Genomic DNA, 21827 nt, shown 5'->3' with positions numbered 1-21827 from the left:
GGGTGTACTGAAGAAAGGCACACGATGTGTGAGAGCGCATCCGGTGCCCGCGCATCCGTGGCGGCTTCTGAAGCAGCACGTGGTTCGCACTTCACACAGAGTATGGTGAAGTTTGCGACTGCGGGGCTTGCTTTGGGGGCCGCCACGGCGGCGTATGGGCGCTTCGTTGAATTGAATAATTTTCAGGTGCGCGAGGAAACTCTCGCGGTGCTTCCGGTGGGGTCGCCAAACTTTAGGATTCTGCATATCTCGGATATGCATATGATTCCTGGGCAGAGGGCGAAGACCGAGTTCATGCATTCGTTGGCGGGCCTGAGCCCAGATTTGGTGGTGAATACGGGCGATAACCTCTCGCATGTGGGCGGGCTTGACCCTCTCTTGGAGGCGCTTGACCCTCTCCTGGATTTTCCGGGGGTTTTCGTGCCTGGCTCGAACTGCTATTTTGCCCCGGTGCTGAAGAATCCTGCACGGTATCTGTGGCAAGCGCGCACGCCTCAGGAGATTGAGGAAGGGTCGCGTATGCCGCTTCCGATTGAGCGTATGCATAACGCTTTTGAGTCGCGAGGATGGACGGGGCTTATTAACCGGTACGACGGCATCACGCTGAGCGGGTTGCGCCTGGAATTTTCGGGGGTGGATGATCCGCACCTGCGTTACGATGCGCATCCGGGGTTCTCACCGCAGGCATTTGAGTCTTCGGATGTGCCGCGTATTCGTATGGGTGTTGCCCATGCACCGTATATGCGCACTCTACACAGATTTGTGCAGGACGGTGCCGAACTTATTTTTGCCGGTCACACGCACGGCGGGCAGGTGTGTCTGCCGGGCGGTCGTGCGCTCGTGAGTAACTGCGATTTGCCGCCTTCGCGTGCGAAGGGTGTGAGCTATCAGGGCGATGTTCCGGTGCAGGTTTCAGCGGGGCTGGGGACCTCACGGTTCGCACCGGTGCGACTCTTCTGCCCCCCGGAGGCGGTGCTCGTCACCCTCACGGCAAAGGACGGGTAGGTTTTCTTTCCCTTATATTCCGTGAGCAGGTGGTTTTTGGTTGAGCAGGTAGTATTTTCCTACCTGCTCGGTCAAATGCTACCTGCTCGCGTGTAGAGTAAATACCGGAAGGCTTTCTCTGCATCAGTATTTCTTACTACCGCATACCACATATTCCAGATACCTCTAGGTGCATACTCCGTCTACAATCTATACAAACCGAGACCTGGCTCTGTTACCCTCTAGCACTACAACTTTCGTTTGCAAACGAAAAATACTGTAAACTAGAGAAATCCTCAAGTATGTATGAGTTAGGAGGTAGCAGTCATGACTGCCCAGCACACTCGGACTTTTGCGGCTGAACCTCTGCAGGAACAGATTATTCCGTTATCAGAAGAGTTCGTCCAAAGCCTCACGGTTCAGGGGACTCTGCCGAATGGGCAAAAGGTTCAAGCCCCTGAACCTGTTGCCGACTTTGTTCGCGCACAATTTCAAGCGATTCTTGCTCACCATGATGTTTCCGTGCAGTTCAGCCCAGAAATTTTAACGACCAGCGAGGCAGCCGCAATCCTGGGACTGTCCCGCCCCACCCTTGCCAAGTGGGCTGATGAAGGACGGATACCTTCGCATAAAGCTGGCACTCACCGCCGGTTCAAACGCGAGGATGTTTTTGCTTTTCGCGAGCAGCGCCGTACCGAGAAGAAGCAAGCATTGCATGATCTCCTTGACTTTCAGAGTGCGCATCCTGAACTTGATGAGGGCTAGGCACAATTCGCCATGTTGTATAAGCTACGCCTGTCTCTATCTTCAACACAGGGCAAATAGATTTACATTCGGTACTACCCAGCAGGTTACACACATCCCATAACCCGCTCGCGTGTAGAGTAAATACCGGAAGGCACTCTTCCCTACTACTGCAATGCATTGGAAAGGCCCATGCGATATAACGACTACCAGCAACCTATCGGCGATGCCCTGCCCGACTACCGCGCGGGCGAGACTCCCAGCATTGATTGTTTACAGGGGCGCTACTGCCGCCTCGAAAAACTTGATGCAAAACGCCACGGCAACGACCTGTACGAGGTCTACGGCCCCGGTGCTCCCGAACAGAGTTTCACCTATTTGTCCTTGAACCCTGTTGCTGACCGGGCAGAGTTAGAGACCCTCCTCAAGCGCATGGAAGAATCCACGGATCCGTACTATCTGGCTGTGATAGATCAGGATGGGCGTGCGGTTGGCACTCTAGCACTCATGCGCATCAACCCCACGCACCGTGTTATCGAGGTGGGCAGCGTGACGTATGGCGAACGTCTAAAACGCACTCGCGCCGCCACGGAGGTGCAGTACCTGCTGGCGCAATACGTGTTTGAGACACTGCGCTATCGCCGCTACGAGTGGAAATGCGATGCACTGAATGAGCCTTCACGCCGAGCCGCCGAGCGCCTAGGCTTCACCTATGAGGGAACGTTCCGCCAAGCCATCGTATATAAAGACCGCAACCGCGATACGGCATGGTATTCAATGCTGGATACCGAATGGGAGCAGCGTAAACACCGGTTGCTGCAATGGCTGGATCCCAAGAATTTTGATGCGCACGGTCAGCAGCGCACCTCCTTGCGAGACATCGCTGTATAGCCGTTAGCCGAAAGGGGACTCTGAGGTATTGTCAGAGCCAAACGGCATAGATACCATGGTATTTTCTCAAGTCGAGCGGAAGGGAATACCATGAAAACCCTTGTGATTGTCACGCATCCTAATATCCATGATTCTATGGTCAGCAAAACCTGGGTTCACATGCTGCGCCAGCATCCGGATCGGTTTACCGTGCATGAGCTGTACAGCGAGTACCCTGACGGCGTGATTGATGTAGAGCGCGAGCAGGCTCTCGTGGAAGAGCACCAGAACATTGTGCTTCAGTTCCCGGTGTACTGGTTTAACTGCCCACCGCTTCTGAAACAGTGGTGCGACGAGGTGCTGACGTACGGGTGGGCCTACGGTTCGAAGGGCAAGGCGTTCGAGAATAAGAAACTCGGTATTGCCGTCTCGCTGGGAGCACCCGCCCCAGAGTACAGTGAGGAAGGTTCCGTCGGGTATACCGTCGCCGAAACCCTGCGTCCCTTCGAGCTGACAGCCAACTATATCAGCGCCGATTATCAGCCTCTCTTCGCGTTCCACACCATCGACACCTATGAGAGCTACGATGAAGCCGCTGCCCAGCAGGTGGCAGACAGCGCGGATGACTACCTGGCGCATCTGAACACCTATTACGCCTAGGCTATGGCCGCGCTGTCTCTCGCAAGCAGATAAAAGCTCGCGGGTTAGGGGAAGGGGAAACGTTAAGCTCACCGATAAGAACGGGATGCTCAGGGCAGAACCGCAGCGGGTGCATCTGGGGTGCCCCTCTATAATTAAGAGCACTAACGCTCACGTCATGTAGAAACGTTGAACCGCTAAGCAGGAGGAACCGAGCACGACCCGCACACACGCCCCCGGCACTTCTCGACGACGCAATCCCTTCCTGGAAACCGCCCCGGAACCTATTCCCGCACCCGTGAATTACGATGCGGGCGAGCGCGCGCCCCTCAAGTTCCTGCCGTATATTGCCCCGATTCGGTGGCGCTGGGCTATCGGTATGCTGGTTGCTATTGGCGCGGCGATTCTCGAAATTTCTATTCCGCAGATGCTTCGGTTCATTGTCGATGAGCTTGTGCAGAATACGACCGAGGCGGGCGTCTGGATTGGCGGCGGATTAGTACTTTTGATTGGTGTGGGGAACGCATCGTTGGCGTATTGGCGGCGGTGGCTGATCGTGGATCCTACCTCCACGCTTGAAATCCGCATGCGCATGAACTTTTTCGACCGGATTTTGCGGGCGCCGCTGAGCGTTCTTGACCGGTGGTCTTCCGGGCAGCTGCTCACCCGTTCCATGAGCGATTTGAGTACGATTCGCAGGTGGCTTTCGTTTGCGCTGGTGCAGATGACCTCGGTTGTGGTCATGTTCGTAACGGGCGGGTATTTTATGGTGACCGCATCCGCCCCGCTCGCGGTTATTTTTGTGGTGGCTATTCCGGTGCTGGTGCTGTCGCTCATCAGCTATGTGCGCAAATATGAGGCTTACACCCGTGAGATTCAGCGGCTTACCAGTGATCTTTCGACCCGTATTGAGGAGTCTGTGCGTGGTATTCGGGTGGTGAAAGCGCTGGGCCGCTCCCCCGAGCAAATTACCGAGTATACCCGCGATGCCGAACATTTGAATGAGGTGGAGCATCGCCGTGCCATGTTGGTGGCGCGCGTGGGGTTTTATCAGCGCGTGATTGTGGGGGCGGTGACGATGCTCGCCCTGCTGGTGGGCGCGCCGCAGGTAGCATCGGGTAGTCTTTCTTTGGGTGCGATGACCGCCTATTTTGCGGTGCTGACGGTGGTATTGGGGCATGTGCTCCGTTCAACCGCGCTGATGGCATCATATTTGAATTACCGGGTAGCGTTTGAGCGTCACGTTGAGGTGATGTCGGAACCCGGCGATGAACAGGTACGACTAGTTGAGGAGGAGACCGTGGCCTATCCTTCGGGTGGCGCAATTTCTGTGGCGTGTGAGGCGGTGAGCTTTAGCTATGCCGAGCAGGCAAGCGCTGTAGATTCTGACTCTGGTTCGGAAGCTCGCGCACACGAAGATTCCGCTGATACTCAGGCGCGCACGGCTGAGGTTCCTGATGAACATTCCGGGCAGGATGGGGCTTCAACGGATCACGCCGAGCAGAGCGGTTTAGGCGGTTTTCTGGCGAAGATTCTAGGTTTTGCCAAGGGTTCGCAGGATCACCGGGACAGCGCCGACCCTGCGCAGGAGCCAGATCCTGCGGCGTTCCCGGAGTTACAGGCTGATCTGCAGGAGCCAAGCCCCGAGCCTACAGAGCAGGAACGCGAGTTTGCGCGTGCACAGCAGAAGGCTGCAACCTCCAAAACTCCGTCGGTACTTCACGATATTACGTTTAAAGCTTTTGCGGGCGAGATTTTGGCACTCGTGGGGGCTACCGGCAGCGGAAAATCGACAATTCTCAACCTGATTCCGCGGTTCTATGAGCCCTCGTCGGGAAAGATTCTGCTGGGCGGTCATGATGCCGCCGATATGCCGCTGCCTGAGGTACGCGCGCAAATGGCCTCTGTTTTTGAGGAGGCCGTGCTGTTCTCGGGGTCGGTGCGTGAGAACATCCTGTTAGGGGTGCACGATCTTAGTTCTTCTGAGGAGGCGGATCAGCGTGTGCGCGCCGCCCTCACGATCGCAGCCTGCGATTTCGTGGATGACCTTCCCGAAGGGGTCAATACCATTATTGGCGAAGAGGGGTTGAGCCTCTCGGGCGGTCAGCGGCAGCGGCTTTCTTTGGCGCGTGCCCTGGCGGTTCGCCCGAGCGTGCTGCTGCTTGATGATCCGTTCTCGGCGCTGGATGTTCATACGGAAGAGAAGATTATTGAGGCGCTGCGCACCGGCCACGAAGGACTGGGCGGGGCTACCACTCTGTTGACCGCGCATCGTCCTTCAACGGTGGCGCTTGCCGACCGGGTGCTGCTGCTGGAGGGTGGCCGTATTACCGCCCAAGGCACCCACACCGAGCTTATGAAGCTGCCGCAGTACCGCCGCCTGATGAGTCTGCAGGACGAGGATTAATGCCCAAGCGTCTCGTGCCGAATTCCGACGAACGCACGAACCTGTCCCCCGAAGAACGGCGGCAGGCTCGGGAACGTTCGTACCGTCTACTGCGCGAGATTTTGCGCCCGCATCGGCTGTCCCTGGCGATTTCGGTGGCGGCGGTAATACTCGGGGCGATCGCATCCGCCGTGCAGCCTTGGTTGATTGCGCGCGTGCTCGATACCGCGATTGAACCGCTCACCCGCGGCGACAGCGCCCCGCTTATATTCTTTGTGGTGCTCTTTGGAGCGACCGTGCTCGCTAACGGCACCCTGACCTGGGTGAATGTGGTGTATACGGTGAGGGTTTCACTGGGTGTGCTGTTGAGTCTGCGCACGCGCGTATTCCAACATTCGCAATCGCTGAGCGTCTCGTTCCACGAGTCATATACGTCAGGCCGCGTAATTTCGCGGCTGACGAGCGATATTGATACGATCCGCACCTTCTTAGACAGTGGTATCAGTCAGCTTGCCACAACCCTGCTGGGGATTGCGTTCTCGGTAATCGCCATTTTCCTGTTGGATTGGCGCATCGGGCTGCTTCTGGTGGCTATGACGGTTCCCATCTGGCTGATAACCCACTGGTTCCGCACCCGCTCAGAGACCGCATTCCGTGCTATGCGTAACGAATCTGCCCAGCTGACAAGCCGTTTTGTTGAAACCTACACCGGTATTCGAGCCATCAAGGGTTTCGGTGCAGAGGCGGATGCGCGCGCATTGTACGCCCGCAACGCCGAACGGTACCGGGTTGCGGTCATGGATTCCATCAAACTCTTCGGCATCTACTCCCCCGTGCTGATTCTGCTGGGCAATATTTTTGTGGCGGCGGCGCTTGTGATTGGTGGGTATGCGGTGCTCGGCGGCACCATGCAGGTGGGCACCCTGCTTGCGCTCATTATTTACGCGAACCGGGTGTTTGAGCCGATTATGACGCTCTCCGAGTTTTATAACGTACTCCAGTCGGCGTTTTCGGCGTTGGAGGAGGTTTCCGGGTTCCTAGCCGAGAAACCGCAGATTCAAGACCCGCAGCATCCGGTAAGCTTGCCGCAGTCCCCCGCCGCGCCGATGAGCACCGAGAGTTCGGCAGAGGCAGCTCCGCTGGGTGAGATCGTTCTTGAGGATGCCGCGTTCGGTTACACTGCGGGTCAGCACGCGCTCATGCCTACGTCGCTGAGGATTACACCGGGACAGACGGTGGCACTCGTGGGTGAAACCGGTGCCGGAAAGTCTACGATTGCCAAATTAATTGCCCGTTTCTATGACGTTGATACCGGCAGGGTGCTTCTCGACGGCGTGGATGTGCGTTCCCTGACCGATCGGGAGCTGCGCCGAAACGTCGTTATGCTCACCCAGGAAGTTTTTCTGTTCTCAACCTCGATTGCCGAGAACATTCGTTTGGGCAACCCGCAGGCGACCGACGACCAGGTGCGCCGGGCGGCGCAGGCTGTCGGCGCGGATGAGTTTATTCAGACCCTCCCGCAGAGGTACGGCACGATGCTCGGGCGCGGCGGTGTGAACCTTTCGACTGGGCAGCGTCAGCTTGTGTCTTTTGCCCGCGTTTTCTTGGCAAATCCGCGGGTACTGATTTTGGATGAGGCTACCGCATCCTTGGATATTCCCAGCGAGCGTGCGGTGCAGCGTGCGCTCAATGCTCTGTTGGCGGGGCGTACCGCCGTGGTGATTGCACATCGTCTTTCGACCGTGCTGAGTGCGGACCGGGTGCTGGTTATTTCTGCAGGGTCTATTGTTGAGGATGGTTCACCGCAGGAGCTAATTGCCGCCGGTGGCGAGTTTGCCGCAATGTACACCTCGTGGGAGGATGCGCGGCAGGATTCAAACTCCCCCAGTGCCTAACTCTTACGCGCACGTTTACCTATTGTGATACGTGCACGAGAGCCCTAAACGTCATAGTTCTTACCTGTAACCGCCCAAGTAGACACGGCAAAGTTTTTTGTGGATGATAAAGGTGTCTTGCCGCTTCGTAGAGCGTGCAGATACTCATTCACTTAAACCCTTATAACCTCATGGAGGAAAATATGTCACGCAATGATGCGAGGAAGTTTCTGGCTCAGGGCACCGCTTCTGCACTCACTCTTGCTCTTGGCCTGACCTTTGCCGCTCAGCCTGCTTTTGCGGAAACTGCGAAGGCAGCGGATCCTGCGCCGAGCGCATCTGCAGCACCCAGCGCACCGGCAGCTGAGACGAACCCCGGGCTCTCGGTAGATCCGACTCCCGCGGCGCCTGTAGTCGCACCGGCTCCGAGTGACGGCCCGTCTCCGGAGGCATCCGCACCCGCGCCGAGCGAAAAGCCAGCGGCGGTAGTCTTCAAGGATGTTCCCCAGACCCACATGTTCTATCAGGAGATCACCTGGCTGGGACAGACCGGTATCTCGACGGGTTGGCCCGATGGCACATTCCGCCCGTCCCAGAATATTGAGCGCGCCGCAATTGCCGCATACTTCTACCGGATGGCTGGCTCACCCGATGTTGTTCTACCCAAGCAGTCGCCGTTCACCGACGTTGCTCCGAGCGATCCCTTCTACAAGGAGATCGTGTGGATGCACCAGCAGCACATCACGACCGGCTGGTCGGATGGCACGTTCCGCCCGCACGATTCCGTTACTCGTGAGGCTCTGGCGGCGTTCTTCTACCGTGCCGCCAATATGAACGACGATGCGGCACCGACTCAGGATCCCTTTAAGGATGTGACCTCGAAGAGCCCGTTCTACCGTGAAATCGCATGGTTTAAGGCTCAGAAGATCACGACCGGCTGGCCCGACGGCACTTTCCGTCCGCACGAGCCCGTTACTCGTGAAGCGACTGCCGCATTTGTGTTCCGCTTCGCCAAAATCTAAGCGGGTAATCTTGTACAGCCGCTGCGGGAAACGTTGAGCGTTTCTCTCCGGTGTTGCGTGTGCTTCCGCGCCTATGCTGTGTCACGCAGGATGTGGAAGCACACGCACAAGACACCGCGCTTAATCCCCTGGAAAATCAGGGTTTACAGGTTTTTGAGAGGGCTTATTCGTGTTGCTTTCCCCGGGTTCTTCGGCTATTATTGATGAGTTGCCTGCGGGTTGTCCGACAGGTTAACACCGGGATGTGGCGCAGCTTGGTAGCGCGCGTCGTTCGGGACGACGAGGTCGCAGGTTCAAATCCTGTCATCCCGACCAACTCTAAACCCCCTGAGAGTAATCTTCAGGGGGTTTTCTGTATATGCTTTCTGCTCGGGTCACCCACTGGGCCGAGTCAAATGTCTAAATATCCAATGTACGCAGCAAATCGCGCGGCGGAATCACGCCGTCCTCAATGTAAGCGCGGAAGATAGGCGCCGCCTGCTCACCCGTGAAAACCTCTTCAGGGTGCACTTGAACGGGCATACGGTTACCAACCCATGTGATGGTTGTCCACGCATCGGGGTCGGTCACGGGTTTGCGGGCCACCGTGTACTGTTCGTACGAGCCATCTTCGGCAGCCACCCTAATTTCCGTCATCGCATGCGTGGAACCGGCACACTGTATATAGTTGCCGTGCGCCACCGAATCCTGGGGAACGTCATCAACATGGTTCACGCCTTCAGGCAGAGCCCACACCACGAGGGCAAAGCGTTTGTCACCCTCCAAAAAGTCGGGATCAGTGAGGCGCTGCTCGGTATCGTCGGCGAAAGACTGCGGAGTCTGGGGGACATCGAATCCGTCATATTCAGTTTTTCCCACCACCCTGTGCGCAAAGTACGTCACGGACTTATTCCTCTCTCACGTGTTCTTCAGTAGGCACCAGAGTATCGAAGAGAAACCGTGCGTGCCAGCATATTCGTCACTTCGCCGGGCTATCCCCGCCCGCTCATGAGAGCGAGCGCCTATGCGCAGCACGCAGTGGCCCCACTGAGAACCTCGTTCTGACGCTGGAGTATCTGCGTGACAAGCATGCCCTGGACAGCGACACAAAATGCAGCAGTTTGAGCTGTCGTTGGTAGACCGCGTCTACTCGGCAGAGCAGGATTGAGCTGGAGGGTCTGGGGAGAACCCAGCATGTTGGCGACTTTAAAGTGATGGGTTGCGTCAGCTGCCGAGAATTCGGTGGGCGAGCACGCTCACCACTTCGTCAGGGTTGACAGTTTCATCCACGGGAACGGTGAGATGATCAAGAAGCAGTCCGTCGAGGGCGTAGTGGAAAAGCGTGATGTCCGCAGGCCGACCGGGTAGGCCCATCTTCTCGTTGAACTCGATATCGGCTTGAAGCCCTGCTCGCCGCCAGGTGGTGAGCACCTCCGCGACGCGCGGGCGGCGGGTGGCTTCGAGCCGCAGCTCGAAGAGCGCTATCGCAGCATCACGGTTGTCTGTCAGCCGGTGGACAATGTCGCGCAAGTACTCGGTGAATAGCTCAACGCCGGGAGGTCGCTGGGCAAGGTCAGCGTGGATGTCGGGGTCCGGCTGCAGACGTTCACTGATACGGAGCAGGATCGCATCGATGATTTCATCGCGCGAGGCAAAGTAGTTCGAGGCTGTACCTCTGGGTGCTTTCGCCTCGGCGTCGATCGCCCGATGCGTCAGACCGCGTGAGCCTTGTTGAGCGAGTACTCGTACAGCAGCGTCGGAGAGCAGTGTGCGTCGTTCAGCATTACGGACCATGTGATCATGCTATCGCATGTACTACTGATATCGTGGTAAAGTCATGTTAACCACGACAAAAGTAGTGATTGGAGATATGATGCGTGAACTGATTTACTACGTCGCCGTGTCTATCGATGGCTACATCGCCGCACCGGACGGCAGTTACGACGCCTTCCCCGTTGAAGGGGATCACATGGCTGTCTACTTGAGTGACTTCGCCGATGCGCTCCCCGCCCATGTACTCGCGGCGCTCGATATGCATCCGCCAGGTAATCGCTTCGACACGGTCATTCAAGGGCGAGCAAGTTATGACATTGCGCGGGCGGCCGGTATTGAACGACCCTATGCACACCTGAGCGAGTTCGTCGCAACACGCTCGGAGACAGCCCCGCCAGCTGGCGTGACATTCACCGCTGACGCGCTTGCGACTGTGCGTGAGCTGAAGCAGCAAGAGGGGCTTGCGATCTATCTCTGCGGTGGTGGAAATCTTGCAGGAGAGCTGCTGCCCGAGATCGACCGCCTCATTCTCAAACGCAATCCCGTCGTCCTTGGTGATGGTGTCCGGCTGTTCGGCAATGCTGGTACCGTCATACAGAACTTTGATCTGGTGAGTTGTCGAAGCTTTGAATCCGGCGTCGTGATGGAGGAATACGCCCGCACTATCCGACAGTAGTCCGTTACGCGCCTATCCGTTGCTGGGTTCGGGAACTTTCCAGCCGTTCGCGAATCCGGAAGTGGTTCGGAGAGGGAGGAGGTAGAATCATTCTGCTTCTTGCGATACAGGTTGCCGATGCAGCAAATCAGCCAGCGCAGTGAGACATCACGATCAGGAGTGGTGAGAATTGCTATTGGATCCGTGAGCCAGCGTGAATAGCCCACATTCCATGTGTCATTGGTTGCCCAGAAGCAGGCGTCGTTGATGTTTCGCCTGCGGGGAAAACTCACAAGTCCTTTGTTGCCTTGAACGTGAATCTCAGCCTCACGCAAGGCTGTGATCAACCTGCTAAGATAATCCGTCATGTCCTATCAAAGTTTTCATGCATTTACAGCTTTGGCGGTTGTGGCTGAAGTCTTGGGAAAGCAGATTTCTTGAGGGTCGTCCTTGTGACTTAATCTCGCGGAATACCGAGTTCGGGGATATGAAGATTCATGTCCCCGGAATCGTGCTCCAATTCTGGTGTTCTGCCGGGGTAGCGCCAGGCCTGGTATGTGAACTTCCCCATGACCGACCTACTGAAGAAGCCCAAGAAGGCACGCCGAAGCCGAGCATTCTAGAGCTGTGAGGCGAAAACGCCTGACTCATGACGCTTAGTGTGCGGGGTGCGCGGTGTTTCTCGGACCGGGGGAGTTTTTCTTCCCCGGAGTCGGCATGTTGACGCCTCCTCGTCGTAGCCACAGGACACCGGTAACCAGCACCATTAGCATGATGAACAGCCCGATCGCGAAACTGGTCACCATCCCCCAGTCGGTGGCACGGTGCACGACGTCGGCAAGAAGGCTGCGCCCGGCACCGGGAGCACTAGCCGTCGTACGCAGTCCCTGTCCTGAGCGCACGCTGCTGACAAGCTCCTGCGCACCCACCGGCCACTGATCACGCACCACGTGCTCGCTCGCGCCACCGAACCCCACGCCGGAGACAGCCACGCCGAGTACCACACCGATCTGCCTCATCGCAGCGGACAGCCCAGAGGCCGCACCTGCGTCATCACCCTCGAAGGAGGCAACCGCCAGCTCGTTGACTACGGTCCCGGCAGCGCCAACCGCAATGCCTGCCAGGATCAGACCCGGCAGGAGCGCCACCCAGGTCGATGAGCCGTACAACAGTACCCATGACATCAGCGCCGCGCACCCGACGACAAGGATCCCCAGCAGCCTGGCCGACGGCGCCCAGCGCCTATTACCGCCACGAAACAGCCACGCCCCCGCGATGGCACAGAGACTGAACGGGAGGAAGCAGAGTCCGGCCTGCAGGGGTGACAACAGGTAGATATTCTGCGCATACAGCGACAGCCAGGGCATCTGCCCCACCAGACCAGCCTGGACGGCAAAGCCGGTCAGGATACTCACCACATAGAGCCGGTCAGTCAGCAGGCGTCCCGGAACCATAGGTGAGTCCGAGCGCCGCTCGACGGCCATGAACAAACCCATCGCGGCCAGTCCGACGGCAACGCCACCAAGTGTGCGCGCACTGGTCCACCCCCATGCCGACCCCTCCAGCAGGACGACCGTCACGCCCCCGGCGGCAAGGACTGCCAGCAGCGTTCCGGGCCAGTCCATGTCTGAACCTCTGCGATCCGCGCCGTGATCCTTCACATACCACGACGCCAACCAGGACACCACCCCCACAGGGACGTTAATCCAAAAGATAGAGCGCCACCCGGCGACTAGGACCAGACCGCCGCCTGCCAGTGGCCCCACTGCGATAGCCACCCCTGAGATGAGCCCGTAAATCCCGGTAGCTCGTGCCCGCTCGCGTCCGGCGGCATAGCGATCAGAGATCATCGGCACGCCGACGCCCAAGAAGATCGCCCCACCGACCGCCTGAAGAGCCCGGAAAACGTTGAGTACGACCATCGAAGGGGCCAACGCGCACACGGCCGACCCCACCGTGAACAGGATCAGCCCCCATCGGAACAATCGCAGCCGCCCCAGACTTCCGCTCAAAGTCGCCGCTGACATCAGCAACGCTCCCAACGGCAACGTGTAAGCGTCCACTACCCACTGCAACTCACTCTGCGACCCACCAAGACTCTGCCCGATATCACCCAGTGCCACCGACACCACCGTGATATCCAGGACGTTCATGAAACTCACCGTGCAGACGAGCACAAGCGCTAGAACGCGGCTATCCCTTAAATCTGTAATTTCGCGACTACCGGACTCTACTGCAGTTCCCATATACCATCAACTCACTCGTCGTTCTCTCCAACGTCTAACCGACTGATTAGGTCCTCCAAACCTGTCCGGACAATCTTTCCAGAGACAGTCGTCGGCAAGCTGCCCGCCGGAACCACCCGCATATCAGCAACATACAAACCATATCTTTGCGCCACGCTACGCGCGATTCCGGATCGCAACATGCTGCCAACCTCATCATCACTGTCCCGAACAAGACCTGGAACACCCGTGCTATCGCCTATCTCAATCACCTCCTCCACGAAGCAATAGATAAGGTCCTCCGTATTTTGGAACACGACAAACCGCCGCCCACGCAGGATTGGCAAGTCCCTTCGCAAAGACTTCTCAATATCGTTCGGGAAATAGTTCTTCCCCCTCACAATCATCATATCTTTGATGCGCCCAGTCACATACAGCTGCCCCCCCCCAGCCTCAGCCTTCTCGGCTTTCTTCCTAGCCCGACGCTCCCACTTCTCCGCCTCCTTGTGATAAGCAGTCGCCTTGACCGCCATCCACTCCGGAACCCACTGCGGATCCCGAGGAAACTGATCCAACTCAAACGCAGCATCCTTTTCACTGCGAAGATGAGGCCCTATGATTGGTTCGCGCATCCAGCCACACTCCTGATGCAGCACCCCGTCAGCAGCCTCCATCCACAAGTGCGACCACAACCACGCACCCCACTTCGACGCGTCAAGCAGCCCCGTGCCATCGAGCAGATGCAGCGCGATGCCACCGACCGTACTGTCGAGGAACGTCACCGCCAACTCCAATCCTCGCGTGCCCTGACTCAAGACCGCGGCCCACGCTATGGCGGGTCGTCCCTGGACAGGTGACCGCAGCACCAGTGTGCTCGTAGATTCCGAACTCATAGGTGCATAGTCATATAGGTGTGTGGTAGACTATGTGATATGGAGTTGAAGCACGCGATCCTTGGGCTGCTGTCGATCCGTTCCGCAAGTGGTTACGACCTGGCACGTGCGTTCGCAAGTTCGGTAGCGCACTTCTGGCACGCCGACCGATCGCAGATCTATCGGACGCTGGATCGGCTGAGCGGGGCGGGGGCGATCACGACAGAGGTGGTGCGACAGGACGGCAAGCCCGACCGCAAGGTGCACTCCCTGACCGACGCCGGGCGCGCGGAGCTGACGGACTGGCTGTCGTCTCCGGTGGAGGAGGACCTTCCCAAGGAGCCGTTCCTCGCCCGGCTGTTCTTTGCCGCCCTGATCGGCCGGGAAGGGGTGGAGAGGATGCTTGATGAGCGGGAGCGTCAGATGAACGAGGCGTTGACCACGTTATCCTCGATCACGATCAGGTCCGATGACCTGATGGGGCTGTTGCAGACGGCGACCCTGCGCAATGGCTTGGTCCACGCCGAGGCCGAACGGGAGTGGCTGCGCGAGACACGCCAGCTGCTCGGACTCGCCGAGTCGACCGAGAACTCTCAGGAGTGACCGTGACTAGGAAGAGCCCTACCAGCACGTACTCGACCGAGCATGGCCCACGATCTGAGGAGTGAATGATGGATACCGCGACTCCGCCTCTGACTGTCGATGCCCGGCACCTGGTCAAGCGGTACAGGAGCAAGACGGCGGTCAACCCTGGACCACGGCATCCGCGCGCATGTGCTCGCAATGCAGAGGCTCGGCGAGAGGAAACCACATGACCGCCATCGCTCTTGTCGTCGCGCTCGCGCTGCTGGCGGCGCTCGCCATCATGCAGATCCTCGCCGCGTCGGGCCTTCCCTATGGTCGTTTCGTATGGGGCGGCCAGCACCGCGTTCTGCCGCGCGGGCTCCGCGTCGCCAGTGCGGCGTCGGTGCTGGTGTACGCGGGGTTGGCGGCCCTGCTGCTCAGCCGTGCGGGCGTTCTCCCGGCCGGAGACAGTACAGCGGTGATCGTCTTGACCTGGGTGGTGTTCGCGTTCTTCGCCGCGAGCGTGGCGCTCAACGCGATCTCGCGCAGCCCCGCCGAACGCTGGACGATGGCACCGACCAGCCTCCTGCTGACAGCAGCAACGCTCGTCATCGCCCTGGGCGGAGGGTAACGATGTGCTCGTAGTGGCCTCGCTGTATGGGGGTCCATCCAGATGAATCGAGGCGTTCGGTGTCTTGTGGGTCAAGGGCGCGTGTGGTCAGTCTGTGCGAACGAGGCTGAGGTCGTCGGGGTCTGGGCTGAAGATCTTCTCCTCGATCGGTGCATCGAACACTGCCGATAACCGCATGGCGGTCTTCAGAGTCGGCTCGTATCGACCGTTCTCTAGTGAGACGATCGTCTGCCGTGACACGTTGATACATTCGGCGAGGTCAGCTTGGCTCCAGCGACCCACCAAACTGATGACCACCATTACACTTAGTGCCGTATTGCTCTGCCAGATCCTTAGCGTGTTGGTTCACCCTTACCTCATTTTTTATCGTTGAGGCAGCGAGTGTCTTTCGGGCCTGTCCGCGCTGCGATGCGAGGACGAGATCTTCGGGACTGTAGCCACCGAGTCCAGGCCCTATCCCCGCCCGCTCATGAGGGCGAGCGCCATTTCGAGGGGACCACGCTGCTGAATTTTCTCCCACAGGGTGCACAGCATCATCGCCAGCACCCACCATACAAGCAAGAACCCGAACCAAAGCGCATAACTATAGACGCTCCCCTGCTGCGGGGCGCGATAACCTTCACCGGCGACCATCGTCACGAGCCGCCCGCCGCCGTAGAATGCCAGCCCCAGCATCACAATGGATGCGCTCAGCGACATTCGACCCAGCCGCGCGAACGGTTCCAGCACGCCTTTTCCGGCGCTGAGCCGCGCAAGTTCGCCCCAGGTGCAGATGGTTCCCACCACGCCTATGATGGTGAGTACGATCGGCCACGTGAGCGGTCCCAGTTGGGCATGCGGATACACCCACAGGTAGATGCTCACGGCAAGAGAACCCAGCGCCACCGGTGTGCCTAGGCGTGCGCCGAGTTTTTCGTACCCTCGCCACAGCACCATGCCCAAGCCCATAAGCCAAATGAGTTTGAACCCATCCTGAAACATGGTTCCCGCGCTTTCGTTCACGATTGCTGGGATTGCACGATGCAGCCAGTCGTCGGCAGTCCACCCGCCCACGCTCAGCCGTTCGTAAGTGAACGGCACGGCGGGGCTGGCAAGCACGGTCACAGCAAGCTGCACCCAGAACGGCATATATACCAGCCCGATGCTCAGCAGGGTCAGCACGGCCAGGGGCAGAAGCATATCGAAACGGATGGGGAAGTCTTTCCACCCGGAAAAAGCCTGATCCGCAAATGCGCTGTGTGGAAGTTGGGCGAGAACCCAGCCGAGCACGCAGAACGCCAGAAAACGCACGATACTGCTCGCAAAAAACTGCGGAAAAGCCACCTTGCGGGAGTATAAATATGCAGCCGCTCCCAGAATCACGGCGAACAGATTCAACGCCTGCGGAAGCACCTGTGAAAGCCAGCTCAAATGTTTGCCGGGCACCAGATTAAGGCTTACGCTCACAGGAATAAGCATGAGCAGAAGCGCAAAAGCGCGAGCGCTGTCTAACCCGGTATCTCGCCGGGTGTTGGTTTCCGGTAGCATGCGTCTCCTGCTCGCTCGTGCCTGTGGTGGTGCATTCTACGGTACCGTGTTCTGCGGGCGGTTTCTAGCGGCGCCTGATGCTGTGACGGTTCGTGTTGAGGGTATGCCGCATCACGTGATGTCAAAATGTTTTGCCCCAGCTCAGGGCGCAGATGTGCAGGGTGGGTGCAAGATACCAGATTGTTGTGTGCGGATTATCCGCTAACTTCGGAACGTCATGTGATACCTTAGGCAGCTAGAGTAAATTTCCTCGCCCGCTGTACTTACGCCCGACCTCCTTGAAGCAGCCTCCTATGTGAATAACCCGAAGTATCTAAGGTATGCTTTCTTCACTATGAACGTTCTGGATGTTTCTCAGCTTGCCCAGCCCCTCGCCGCCGCGCACACGCATATTCTTGCTGCGGGTCCGCACGAGGCGTCCGGGGTTGAGGGTACCGCGCAGTATGTCTCGATTTTCTGGGTGACCTTAGCGGCGCTGCTTTCGCCCATCATGTCGCGGCTGACGGGCAAGCGCATCCCTGATGTTGTGTTCCTGCTGATCTGCGGTGTGCTCATTGGTCCGAATGTGCTGGGGCTGGCATCCGGCAGCGACGGCGGCATTCCGCTGCTGAAAGAGCTGGGTTTAGGTATGCTCTTTCTGATTGCCGGGTTTGAGATTAATGTCGATTCGCTGCGTAACCGCCAGGGTAAAAGCGCAATCGCAACCTGGTTTATCTGTTTTGCGCTTGGCGTGCTGGGGGCGGCGCTCATCACCGGTTTCGCCAAGGGTTTTAACACCTATATTGCGGTGGGTATTGCGCTGAGTTCCACGGCTCTGGGCACGCTGCTGCCCATGCTCAAATCGCATGGTGCGGCGGGTACTCGGGTGGGTAATGCGGTGCTGGTGCACGGTGCCGTTGGCGAGCTTTTCCCGATTTTTGCGATGTCGTTGCTGCTCTCCTCGTATTCGCCGGGCTTGGCGATTCTGATTCTGCTGGGGTTCATGGCGATTGCTGTGGTGACGGCGATTATTCCGCATCGTCTTCTGCAGAAAGTGCCCGGTCTGCGCCAGATTATGGCGGTAGAAACTAACACAACCAGTCAGCTCGTGCTGCGTCTTGCTATGTTTCTGCTGGCTACCCTCATTATGTTTACGGCGCTTTTCGGGCTGGATGCGGTGCTCGGCGCCTTCGCTGCGGGTATTATTATGCGTTCGCTCACCCCGGTGGGCGCACTTCATATGATCACGGCACGGTTAGAGACGGTCGGGTTTACGTTCATGATTCCACTGTTTTTTGTGGTCAGCGGCATGGGGATTAACCCTTCTGTGGTGGCGTCTTCGCCTCTGCTGTTGGCGATGGTGGTTATTGGTATTCTGCTGGTGCGCGGAGTGCCGGTGTTTATCGCGGAGCGGTTCACGAACACGGGTTCGGGGCTGCAGTCGATGAGCGAGAAGGTTGAGTTAGCGCTGTATTCGGCGGCAGGTCTGCCTATTATTGTGGCGGTCACGAGTATCGCCACGAGTTCGGGGCTGCTGGAGAGCTCTACCGCATCGCTTCTGGTGACCGGCGGTGCTCTCACGGTTCTGCTGTTCCCGCTGTGGGCTGCAGCCATTAAGCGGGCTTTTAGGTCGCAGACGGCTGAGGCTGAGTCCGGCGTTTCTAAACGTGCCCAGATTGATGCGTTGAAGGCGCACCGCAACGCGACGGTGAAGCTCACAACCGGCATGATTCCGGCTGTGAAACCGACGAAAGAAACGCACAGTCCTCTGCGGGGCAATGACTCTTCGGGGTCCTCCAAAACCCAGAAACCGCCGGAGAACTAGCTGGTTCCCCGGGCTAAGGAAGCGTATTTAGGTGAGGGTTTTGAGGATAGCCCGCGCATGTTTTGCCGCTTGCGAAGATCCTTTAAAACCGCCTAACCACGCGGTCATCTCGAGGCTTAGCTGCGGGGAATCATTCGCGCCGTAAGCACGCACGTATTCCTGCGCATATACTCCCAGGAGCTTCCCCATCCCGTGCTGGGTGCGCTCACAATGCGGCAGCAGACCGCCTAAGAAACTCAAGGTAACGTGCGGGTCTATAGCCGCCATATCCTCGAAGGTATGCGCCCACCGGGTAAACATCAGCGCCGGAGCAGCCTGCGAAAACCCTGTAGTGGCGTCTTCGTAGGAGAGCCGACCGTCAAGGTTCTCCGCCAACAGCTCGGCGGCTCCCGCACGGTCTATATGATGCTTTGAAATAGCCAGCACAGCGAGCGCCTGCGCGGTGATGGAGTTCCACTGCCCCGGATGGTTCCTGAGGGTCTGGACCATATCATGCATATAGTGGTGCCCGTCTTCTTCGTCGAGAAAGACCCATCGTTCCAGCAGCCCTACCGCCATGGGCACTGTGGAGGAAGGGCAGAGGCGCGCCAGTTCTTCGCAGCTCGTTGCCGCATAGTGCAGGGTGAGCAGATGTTTTTCGTCCGGCGTGTGGTGTGGTTCTGCGGCAGGCAGGTGCACGGTGGGGCTCCACCACACGTTTTCGGGTTTGCCGTTGGGGCGTTTCGCCTCGCTTTCATGATAATCCCAACTCACTCGAATGCTCTCAAGAATATTGGGGACTTTCTCCGTACCTTTCCCGGAACGCATGTAATCAGGATGCGGGGCATCGTGGTCCGTGCCCTTGGCGGTTTGCTCGGTTTCAACTGGGGCTTTCAAGGCTGTATGCTGCGCGGTTCCCTCTTCTGTACGTTTCAGGAGCCCAGCATCCTCTAATTCCTGCCGTGCAACCGGGCTGAGGTTCTGCACATGCTGATACAGCGTTTCAGCCGCTTTGGCTTGATGCAGCAATTTTGCGGTTGCCACCTGCACCTGTGGATGCGCGTGGTTCAGCCCCACAACAGATGCTTCGGCAACCGGCGCATCGCCGACTGTACCGCGCAGAGACGCCAAGAGTTTGAGGATCGCCAGCGCATTCGCCTTGCTCGTTAGCAGCGCGGGGGCGCATCCATGAACGAACCGGTCGGCCTCAAGAAGCCCCGCCCGATGCACCGCCGAAAGCTGTTTGACCGCTAGGGTGACGGTCGTGCCCACCGGCGACCCCAGCAGGTTCACGAGCGTATCCTGCCGTTGAGCGGATTCTGCGGCGGTGGGTTTGAGCGCGGCATACATGCGGGAGAACCACCCGGCGCGGTAGGCGGCGAAGTCCCGCGCTAACGATGCCAGGCACGCATCCAGCAGATGTTCCCGGGGAATCAGCCCCTCGGCAGAAGCCTCAAGCAGTTCTCTCTGCCAGGTGTTTCTGAACGTATTTTTATCTACCGTCGTGAACGACCTTTCGGGGGTTCCCTCGACGGTGAACAGGTGCCACAGCAGCTCGTCACGAAATTGCTGGTCGTGGCGCAGCAGGCTCTGCCGAAGCGAAACGTTCAGATTCATAAGCGCCAGAAAATAGTCGTCGTCATGGTTCAGCTGCAGCCCATCGTAGAGCTCGGCTAACCGAAAGAACCCCTGATCACACCAGTGAGGTGCGGGACTGGCCATTCGTTCGATTTCCTCGCGGAACCCGCCCGCGCGCAGGCTGCCATAATTCTCGGCTTTGTACAGGGCATATACCTGTTCGGGACCTTTGTCCGCGAGAAGCTGGGGTAAGTCCTGGATAAATTTCTTATAGGAGGTGCGAAGATCCATATCATTGCTCATCTGCTGCTCCTGTAGGTTTGGCGCAAGGCGTTGCTCGTTCGGCGTTTATGGTTCATTGTAGGGATTTTCCCGCGTCGATGCGTTCGCTGCGGTCACGCCGTCCGAAGTTCGTGGTCTCCCTTCCCCAGACAGAAACCCGCACGATTATAGGGGGACGGAGCTACCTGCGAGATTCCGGGTTTTAGACGGTATATGACGTCCCGTGACGAGCATCTGTCAGATAGATATCCGTTATTTAGAAAAAATATATATACATGTTGCGTTGGGCATCCACCGGCTTTTGAGGCACATCAGCTGCATATATCCCTTATATGGGGGCTATAACACATCATTTTCGCGTGTATGCCACACATCTCATCAATATTTATTCACAGCTAACAGATATTTATTCATAAATATGGGTAATTTTATAATTCTACAGCCTTGCTTTCTGGGTGATTTGCGCTAGATTTGAGATACATCACAAAAACGTGCTGTACCACTCACATGGTTCTGTTGGACTGGATGCTCAGTCCCCTCATCTCGAAAGAATCCAAAGCTATGAAAAGGCTTCTCTCTGCCATTACCTGCCTTACTCTCCTGTGTTCAGCATGTTCAAGCGGACCTCACACAGGTGAACCTCAGGGTGACCCTACTGCCGGAAAAGATTTAAATTATTCAAAATTTTCAGATGTTAAAGCAACCTTTGATAACGAACATATGGAAATTATTCTTCCACTCAACAAATATATGATGTCTACACCAGAAGGGCTTATAACGCTCAGTGCAAATATTTACAATAACAATGACTGTTCAGTAGCGCGAGGAGTTCCAAGCGGCAGCACCGGAGATGGCGTTGAAATTAAACCACATTTTCAGTACGGAATTTGGAATAAAGACTACGTCTCCAAATACGGATACTCTATCGACCATGATGTAACAAAAATTCGTATAGTTACATTACTTCCCCACAAAGAATATTCGGAAGCCCAGATGGAAGTATATAGCGAATGCCAAAATACAATCCGTCAGCTGGGCGATTTCCCCGCTCGAATGCCCGAAGCCAACACCATCGTTGCTCAGGCTGATCTTGAAGCAGACTCCGCATGGATGCGCGATGAAGACGTCAAAAAATGGCACGGAGAATGGGAACAATGCCTCAAAGATAAAGGTATTTCTATTCCCAAAGACTACTACTGGGCACCAGAAGTTCCCGGCGATAAAGAAAAAGAAATTGAAGTCGCTCTCGCCGATCTAGACTGCAAAGACAGCACCGGATATTTCATGAAAACCATGAACCGCCGGGCGCAATATCAGGCCGCAGCCATCGAAAAGTACAAGCCGCAGCTTGATGAATACCGCAAAAACCTTGACGCCCAAATCGAAGAGGCTAAAAAAGTATTAGCCGATCACGGAGAGCCGCTACCCTCATGGTAAAA

The 21827-nt window shown here is 57.4% G+C and carries 20 protein-coding genes and 1 tRNA gene; 14 read left to right on the top strand and 7 right to left on the bottom strand.

Annotated elements, in window-relative coordinates; genetic code table 11:
• The first annotated feature begins 24 nt into the window (after positions 1–24).
• The 8 genes from HMPREF2958_RS03850 (at position 25) to HMPREF2958_RS03815 (ending at position 8834) form a co-directional block, all read left to right on the top strand.
• Positions 25–1005 carry a metallophosphoesterase gene (locus HMPREF2958_RS03850; RefSeq protein ID WP_070696767.1) on the top strand — a complete coding sequence of 327 codons (981 nt, stop codon included), beginning with the start codon at positions 25–27 and terminating at the stop codon, positions 1003–1005.
• Positions 1006–1311: 306 nt separating this feature from the next.
• Entirely contained in the window at positions 1312–1749 is a 438-nt protein-coding gene (locus tag HMPREF2958_RS03845; protein ID WP_070696765.1) for a helix-turn-helix domain-containing protein, read from the top strand.
• 171 nt (positions 1750–1920) lie between these two features.
• The gene (locus tag HMPREF2958_RS03840; protein WP_048751237.1) at positions 1921–2619 is read left to right on the top strand and encodes a GNAT family N-acetyltransferase; all 699 of its coding nucleotides are present in this window, start codon (positions 1921–1923) and stop codon (positions 2617–2619) included.
• Positions 2620–2709: 90 nt separating this feature from the next.
• Complete coding sequence (locus tag HMPREF2958_RS03835) at positions 2710–3258, top strand: NAD(P)H-dependent oxidoreductase (RefSeq protein ID WP_048751238.1); 549 nt, start codon at positions 2710–2712, stop codon at positions 3256–3258.
• 277 nt (positions 3259–3535) lie between these two features.
• Positions 3536–5644 (top strand): ABC transporter ATP-binding protein, encoded by a 2109-nt coding sequence (locus tag HMPREF2958_RS03830; RefSeq protein WP_070696762.1) that lies wholly within the window; start codon positions 3536–3538, stop codon positions 5642–5644.
• Positions 5644–7518: an ABC transporter ATP-binding protein gene (locus tag HMPREF2958_RS03825; RefSeq protein ID WP_070696759.1), complete on the top strand. Its 1875-nt coding sequence runs from the start codon at positions 5644–5646 to the stop codon at positions 7516–7518. The genes HMPREF2958_RS03830 and HMPREF2958_RS03825 overlap by 1 nt, the downstream gene beginning before the upstream one ends.
• Positions 7519–7700: 182 nt before the next feature.
• Entirely contained in the window at positions 7701–8519 is an 819-nt protein-coding gene (locus HMPREF2958_RS03820) for an S-layer homology domain-containing protein (protein ID WP_246828015.1), read from the top strand.
• Between the two features lie 238 nt (positions 8520–8757).
• Positions 8758–8834, top strand: a tRNA-Pro gene (locus tag HMPREF2958_RS03815).
• A gap of 84 nt (positions 8835–8918) precedes the next feature.
• Here the strand turns inward: HMPREF2958_RS03815 and HMPREF2958_RS03810 are convergent.
• Positions 8919–9401 (bottom strand): NTP pyrophosphohydrolase, encoded by a 483-nt coding sequence (locus HMPREF2958_RS03810; protein ID WP_070449745.1) that lies wholly within the window; start codon positions 9399–9401, stop codon positions 8919–8921.
• Between the two features lie 321 nt (positions 9402–9722).
• Positions 9723–10292, bottom strand: a complete 570-nt coding sequence (locus HMPREF2958_RS03805) for a TetR/AcrR family transcriptional regulator (protein ID WP_048751243.1) — start codon at positions 10290–10292, stop codon at positions 9723–9725.
• Between the two features lie 76 nt (positions 10293–10368).
• Here HMPREF2958_RS03805 and HMPREF2958_RS03800 point away from each other — a divergent pair, with 76 nt between their 5' ends.
• Together HMPREF2958_RS03800 and HMPREF2958_RS10905 are read left to right on the top strand one after the other, a co-directional pair.
• Positions 10369–10947: a dihydrofolate reductase family protein gene (locus tag HMPREF2958_RS03800; protein ID WP_246826653.1), complete on the top strand. Its 579-nt coding sequence runs from the start codon at positions 10369–10371 to the stop codon at positions 10945–10947.
• 364 nt (positions 10948–11311) lie between these two features.
• A complete protein-coding gene (locus HMPREF2958_RS10905; protein ID WP_141755789.1) occupies positions 11312–11557 on the top strand; it encodes a hypothetical protein in 246 nt (81 codons plus the stop codon).
• Between the two features lie 25 nt (positions 11558–11582).
• On the opposite strand, the gene HMPREF2958_RS03795 is transcribed toward HMPREF2958_RS10905, so the two are convergent.
• Both HMPREF2958_RS03795 and HMPREF2958_RS11050 read right to left on the bottom strand, forming a co-directional pair.
• Entirely contained in the window at positions 11583–13079 is a 1497-nt protein-coding gene (locus HMPREF2958_RS03795) for an MFS transporter (RefSeq protein WP_210399786.1), read from the bottom strand.
• Positions 13080–13183: 104 nt separating this feature from the next.
• Positions 13184–13939: a hypothetical protein gene (locus tag HMPREF2958_RS11050; protein ID WP_210400875.1), complete on the bottom strand. Its 756-nt coding sequence runs from the start codon at positions 13937–13939 to the stop codon at positions 13184–13186.
• A 144-nt stretch (positions 13940–14083) separates the two neighbouring features.
• Here HMPREF2958_RS11050 and HMPREF2958_RS03785 point away from each other — a divergent pair, with 144 nt between their 5' ends.
• Both HMPREF2958_RS03785 and HMPREF2958_RS03780 read left to right on the top strand, forming a co-directional pair.
• Entirely contained in the window at positions 14084–14626 is a 543-nt protein-coding gene (locus HMPREF2958_RS03785; protein WP_070449740.1) for a PadR family transcriptional regulator, read from the top strand.
• A 208-nt stretch (positions 14627–14834) separates the two neighbouring features.
• A complete protein-coding gene (locus HMPREF2958_RS03780) occupies positions 14835–15218 on the top strand; it encodes a hypothetical protein (protein ID WP_070628223.1) in 384 nt (127 codons plus the stop codon).
• 87 nt (positions 15219–15305) lie between these two features.
• Here the strand turns inward: HMPREF2958_RS03780 and HMPREF2958_RS03775 are convergent, their stop codons facing one another.
• A complete protein-coding gene (locus HMPREF2958_RS03775; RefSeq protein WP_070628221.1) occupies positions 15306–15518 on the bottom strand; it encodes a helix-turn-helix transcriptional regulator in 213 nt (70 codons plus the stop codon).
• 153 nt (positions 15519–15671) lie between these two features.
• Positions 15672–16745: a DUF418 domain-containing protein gene (locus tag HMPREF2958_RS03770; protein ID WP_070628219.1), complete on the bottom strand. Its 1074-nt coding sequence runs from the start codon at positions 16743–16745 to the stop codon at positions 15672–15674.
• Positions 16746–17079: 334 nt separating this feature from the next.
• Here HMPREF2958_RS03770 and HMPREF2958_RS03765 point away from each other — a divergent pair, with 334 nt between their 5' ends.
• A complete protein-coding gene (locus HMPREF2958_RS03765; RefSeq protein ID WP_070696755.1) occupies positions 17080–18549 on the top strand; it encodes a cation:proton antiporter in 1470 nt (489 codons plus the stop codon).
• Between the two features lie 27 nt (positions 18550–18576).
• Here the strand turns inward: HMPREF2958_RS03765 and HMPREF2958_RS03760 are convergent, their stop codons facing one another.
• On the bottom strand, positions 18577–20409 hold the full coding sequence (locus HMPREF2958_RS03760; RefSeq protein WP_070696752.1) for a DUF6493 family protein: 1833 nt from the start codon (positions 20407–20409) through the stop codon (positions 18577–18579).
• Positions 20410–20949: 540 nt separating this feature from the next.
• Here HMPREF2958_RS03760 and HMPREF2958_RS03755 point away from each other — a divergent pair.
• A complete protein-coding gene (locus HMPREF2958_RS03755) occupies positions 20950–21825 on the top strand; it encodes a hypothetical protein (protein ID WP_070696749.1) in 876 nt (291 codons plus the stop codon).
• The last annotated feature ends 2 nt before the right edge of the window (positions 21826–21827 follow it).

The organism is Rothia sp. HMSC036D11 (assembly GCF_001814205.1).
Lineage (GTDB): Bacteria > Actinomycetota > Actinomycetes > Actinomycetales > Micrococcaceae > Rothia > Rothia dentocariosa.
Note: the sequence above shows the minus strand (reverse complement) of the source record. Positions and strands in the feature narration are given on the sequence as shown.

Coding starts and splice junctions, on each gene's coding strand:
- HMPREF2958_RS03760 (WP_070696752.1), bottom strand. CDS start 20,409: ATGAGCAATGATATGGATCTTCGCACCTCCTATAAGAAATTTATCCAG.
- HMPREF2958_RS03765 (WP_070696755.1), top strand. CDS start 17,080: ATGAACGTTCTGGATGTTTCTCAGCTTGCCCAGCCCCTCGCCGCCGCG.
- HMPREF2958_RS03780 (WP_070628223.1), top strand. CDS start 14,835: ATGACCGCCATCGCTCTTGTCGTCGCGCTCGCGCTGCTGGCGGCGCTC.
- HMPREF2958_RS03775 (WP_070628221.1), bottom strand. CDS start 15,518: ATGGTGGTCATCAGTTTGGTGGGTCGCTGGAGCCAAGCTGACCTCGCC.
- HMPREF2958_RS03835 (WP_048751238.1), top strand. CDS start 2,710: ATGAAAACCCTTGTGATTGTCACGCATCCTAATATCCATGATTCTATG.
- HMPREF2958_RS03755 (WP_070696749.1), top strand. CDS start 20,950: ATGAAAAGGCTTCTCTCTGCCATTACCTGCCTTACTCTCCTGTGTTCA.
- HMPREF2958_RS03805 (WP_048751243.1), bottom strand. CDS start 10,292: ATGGTCCGTAATGCTGAACGACGCACACTGCTCTCCGACGCTGCTGTA.
- HMPREF2958_RS03845 (WP_070696765.1), top strand. CDS start 1,312: ATGACTGCCCAGCACACTCGGACTTTTGCGGCTGAACCTCTGCAGGAA.
- HMPREF2958_RS03770 (WP_070628219.1), bottom strand. CDS start 16,745: ATGCTACCGGAAACCAACACCCGGCGAGATACCGGGTTAGACAGCGCT.
- HMPREF2958_RS03820 (WP_246828015.1), top strand. CDS start 7,701: ATGTCACGCAATGATGCGAGGAAGTTTCTGGCTCAGGGCACCGCTTCT.
- HMPREF2958_RS03800 (WP_246826653.1), top strand. CDS start 10,369: ATGATGCGTGAACTGATTTACTACGTCGCCGTGTCTATCGATGGCTAC.
- HMPREF2958_RS03825 (WP_070696759.1), top strand. CDS start 5,644: ATGCCCAAGCGTCTCGTGCCGAATTCCGACGAACGCACGAACCTGTCC.
- HMPREF2958_RS03795 (WP_210399786.1), bottom strand. CDS start 13,079: ATGAACGTCCTGGATATCACGGTGGTGTCGGTGGCACTGGGTGATATC.
- HMPREF2958_RS03785 (WP_070449740.1), top strand. CDS start 14,084: ATGGAGTTGAAGCACGCGATCCTTGGGCTGCTGTCGATCCGTTCCGCA.
- HMPREF2958_RS10905 (WP_141755789.1), top strand. CDS start 11,312: ATGCATTTACAGCTTTGGCGGTTGTGGCTGAAGTCTTGGGAAAGCAGA.
- HMPREF2958_RS03850 (WP_070696767.1), top strand. CDS start 25: ATGTGTGAGAGCGCATCCGGTGCCCGCGCATCCGTGGCGGCTTCTGAA.
- HMPREF2958_RS03840 (WP_048751237.1), top strand. CDS start 1,921: ATGCGATATAACGACTACCAGCAACCTATCGGCGATGCCCTGCCCGAC.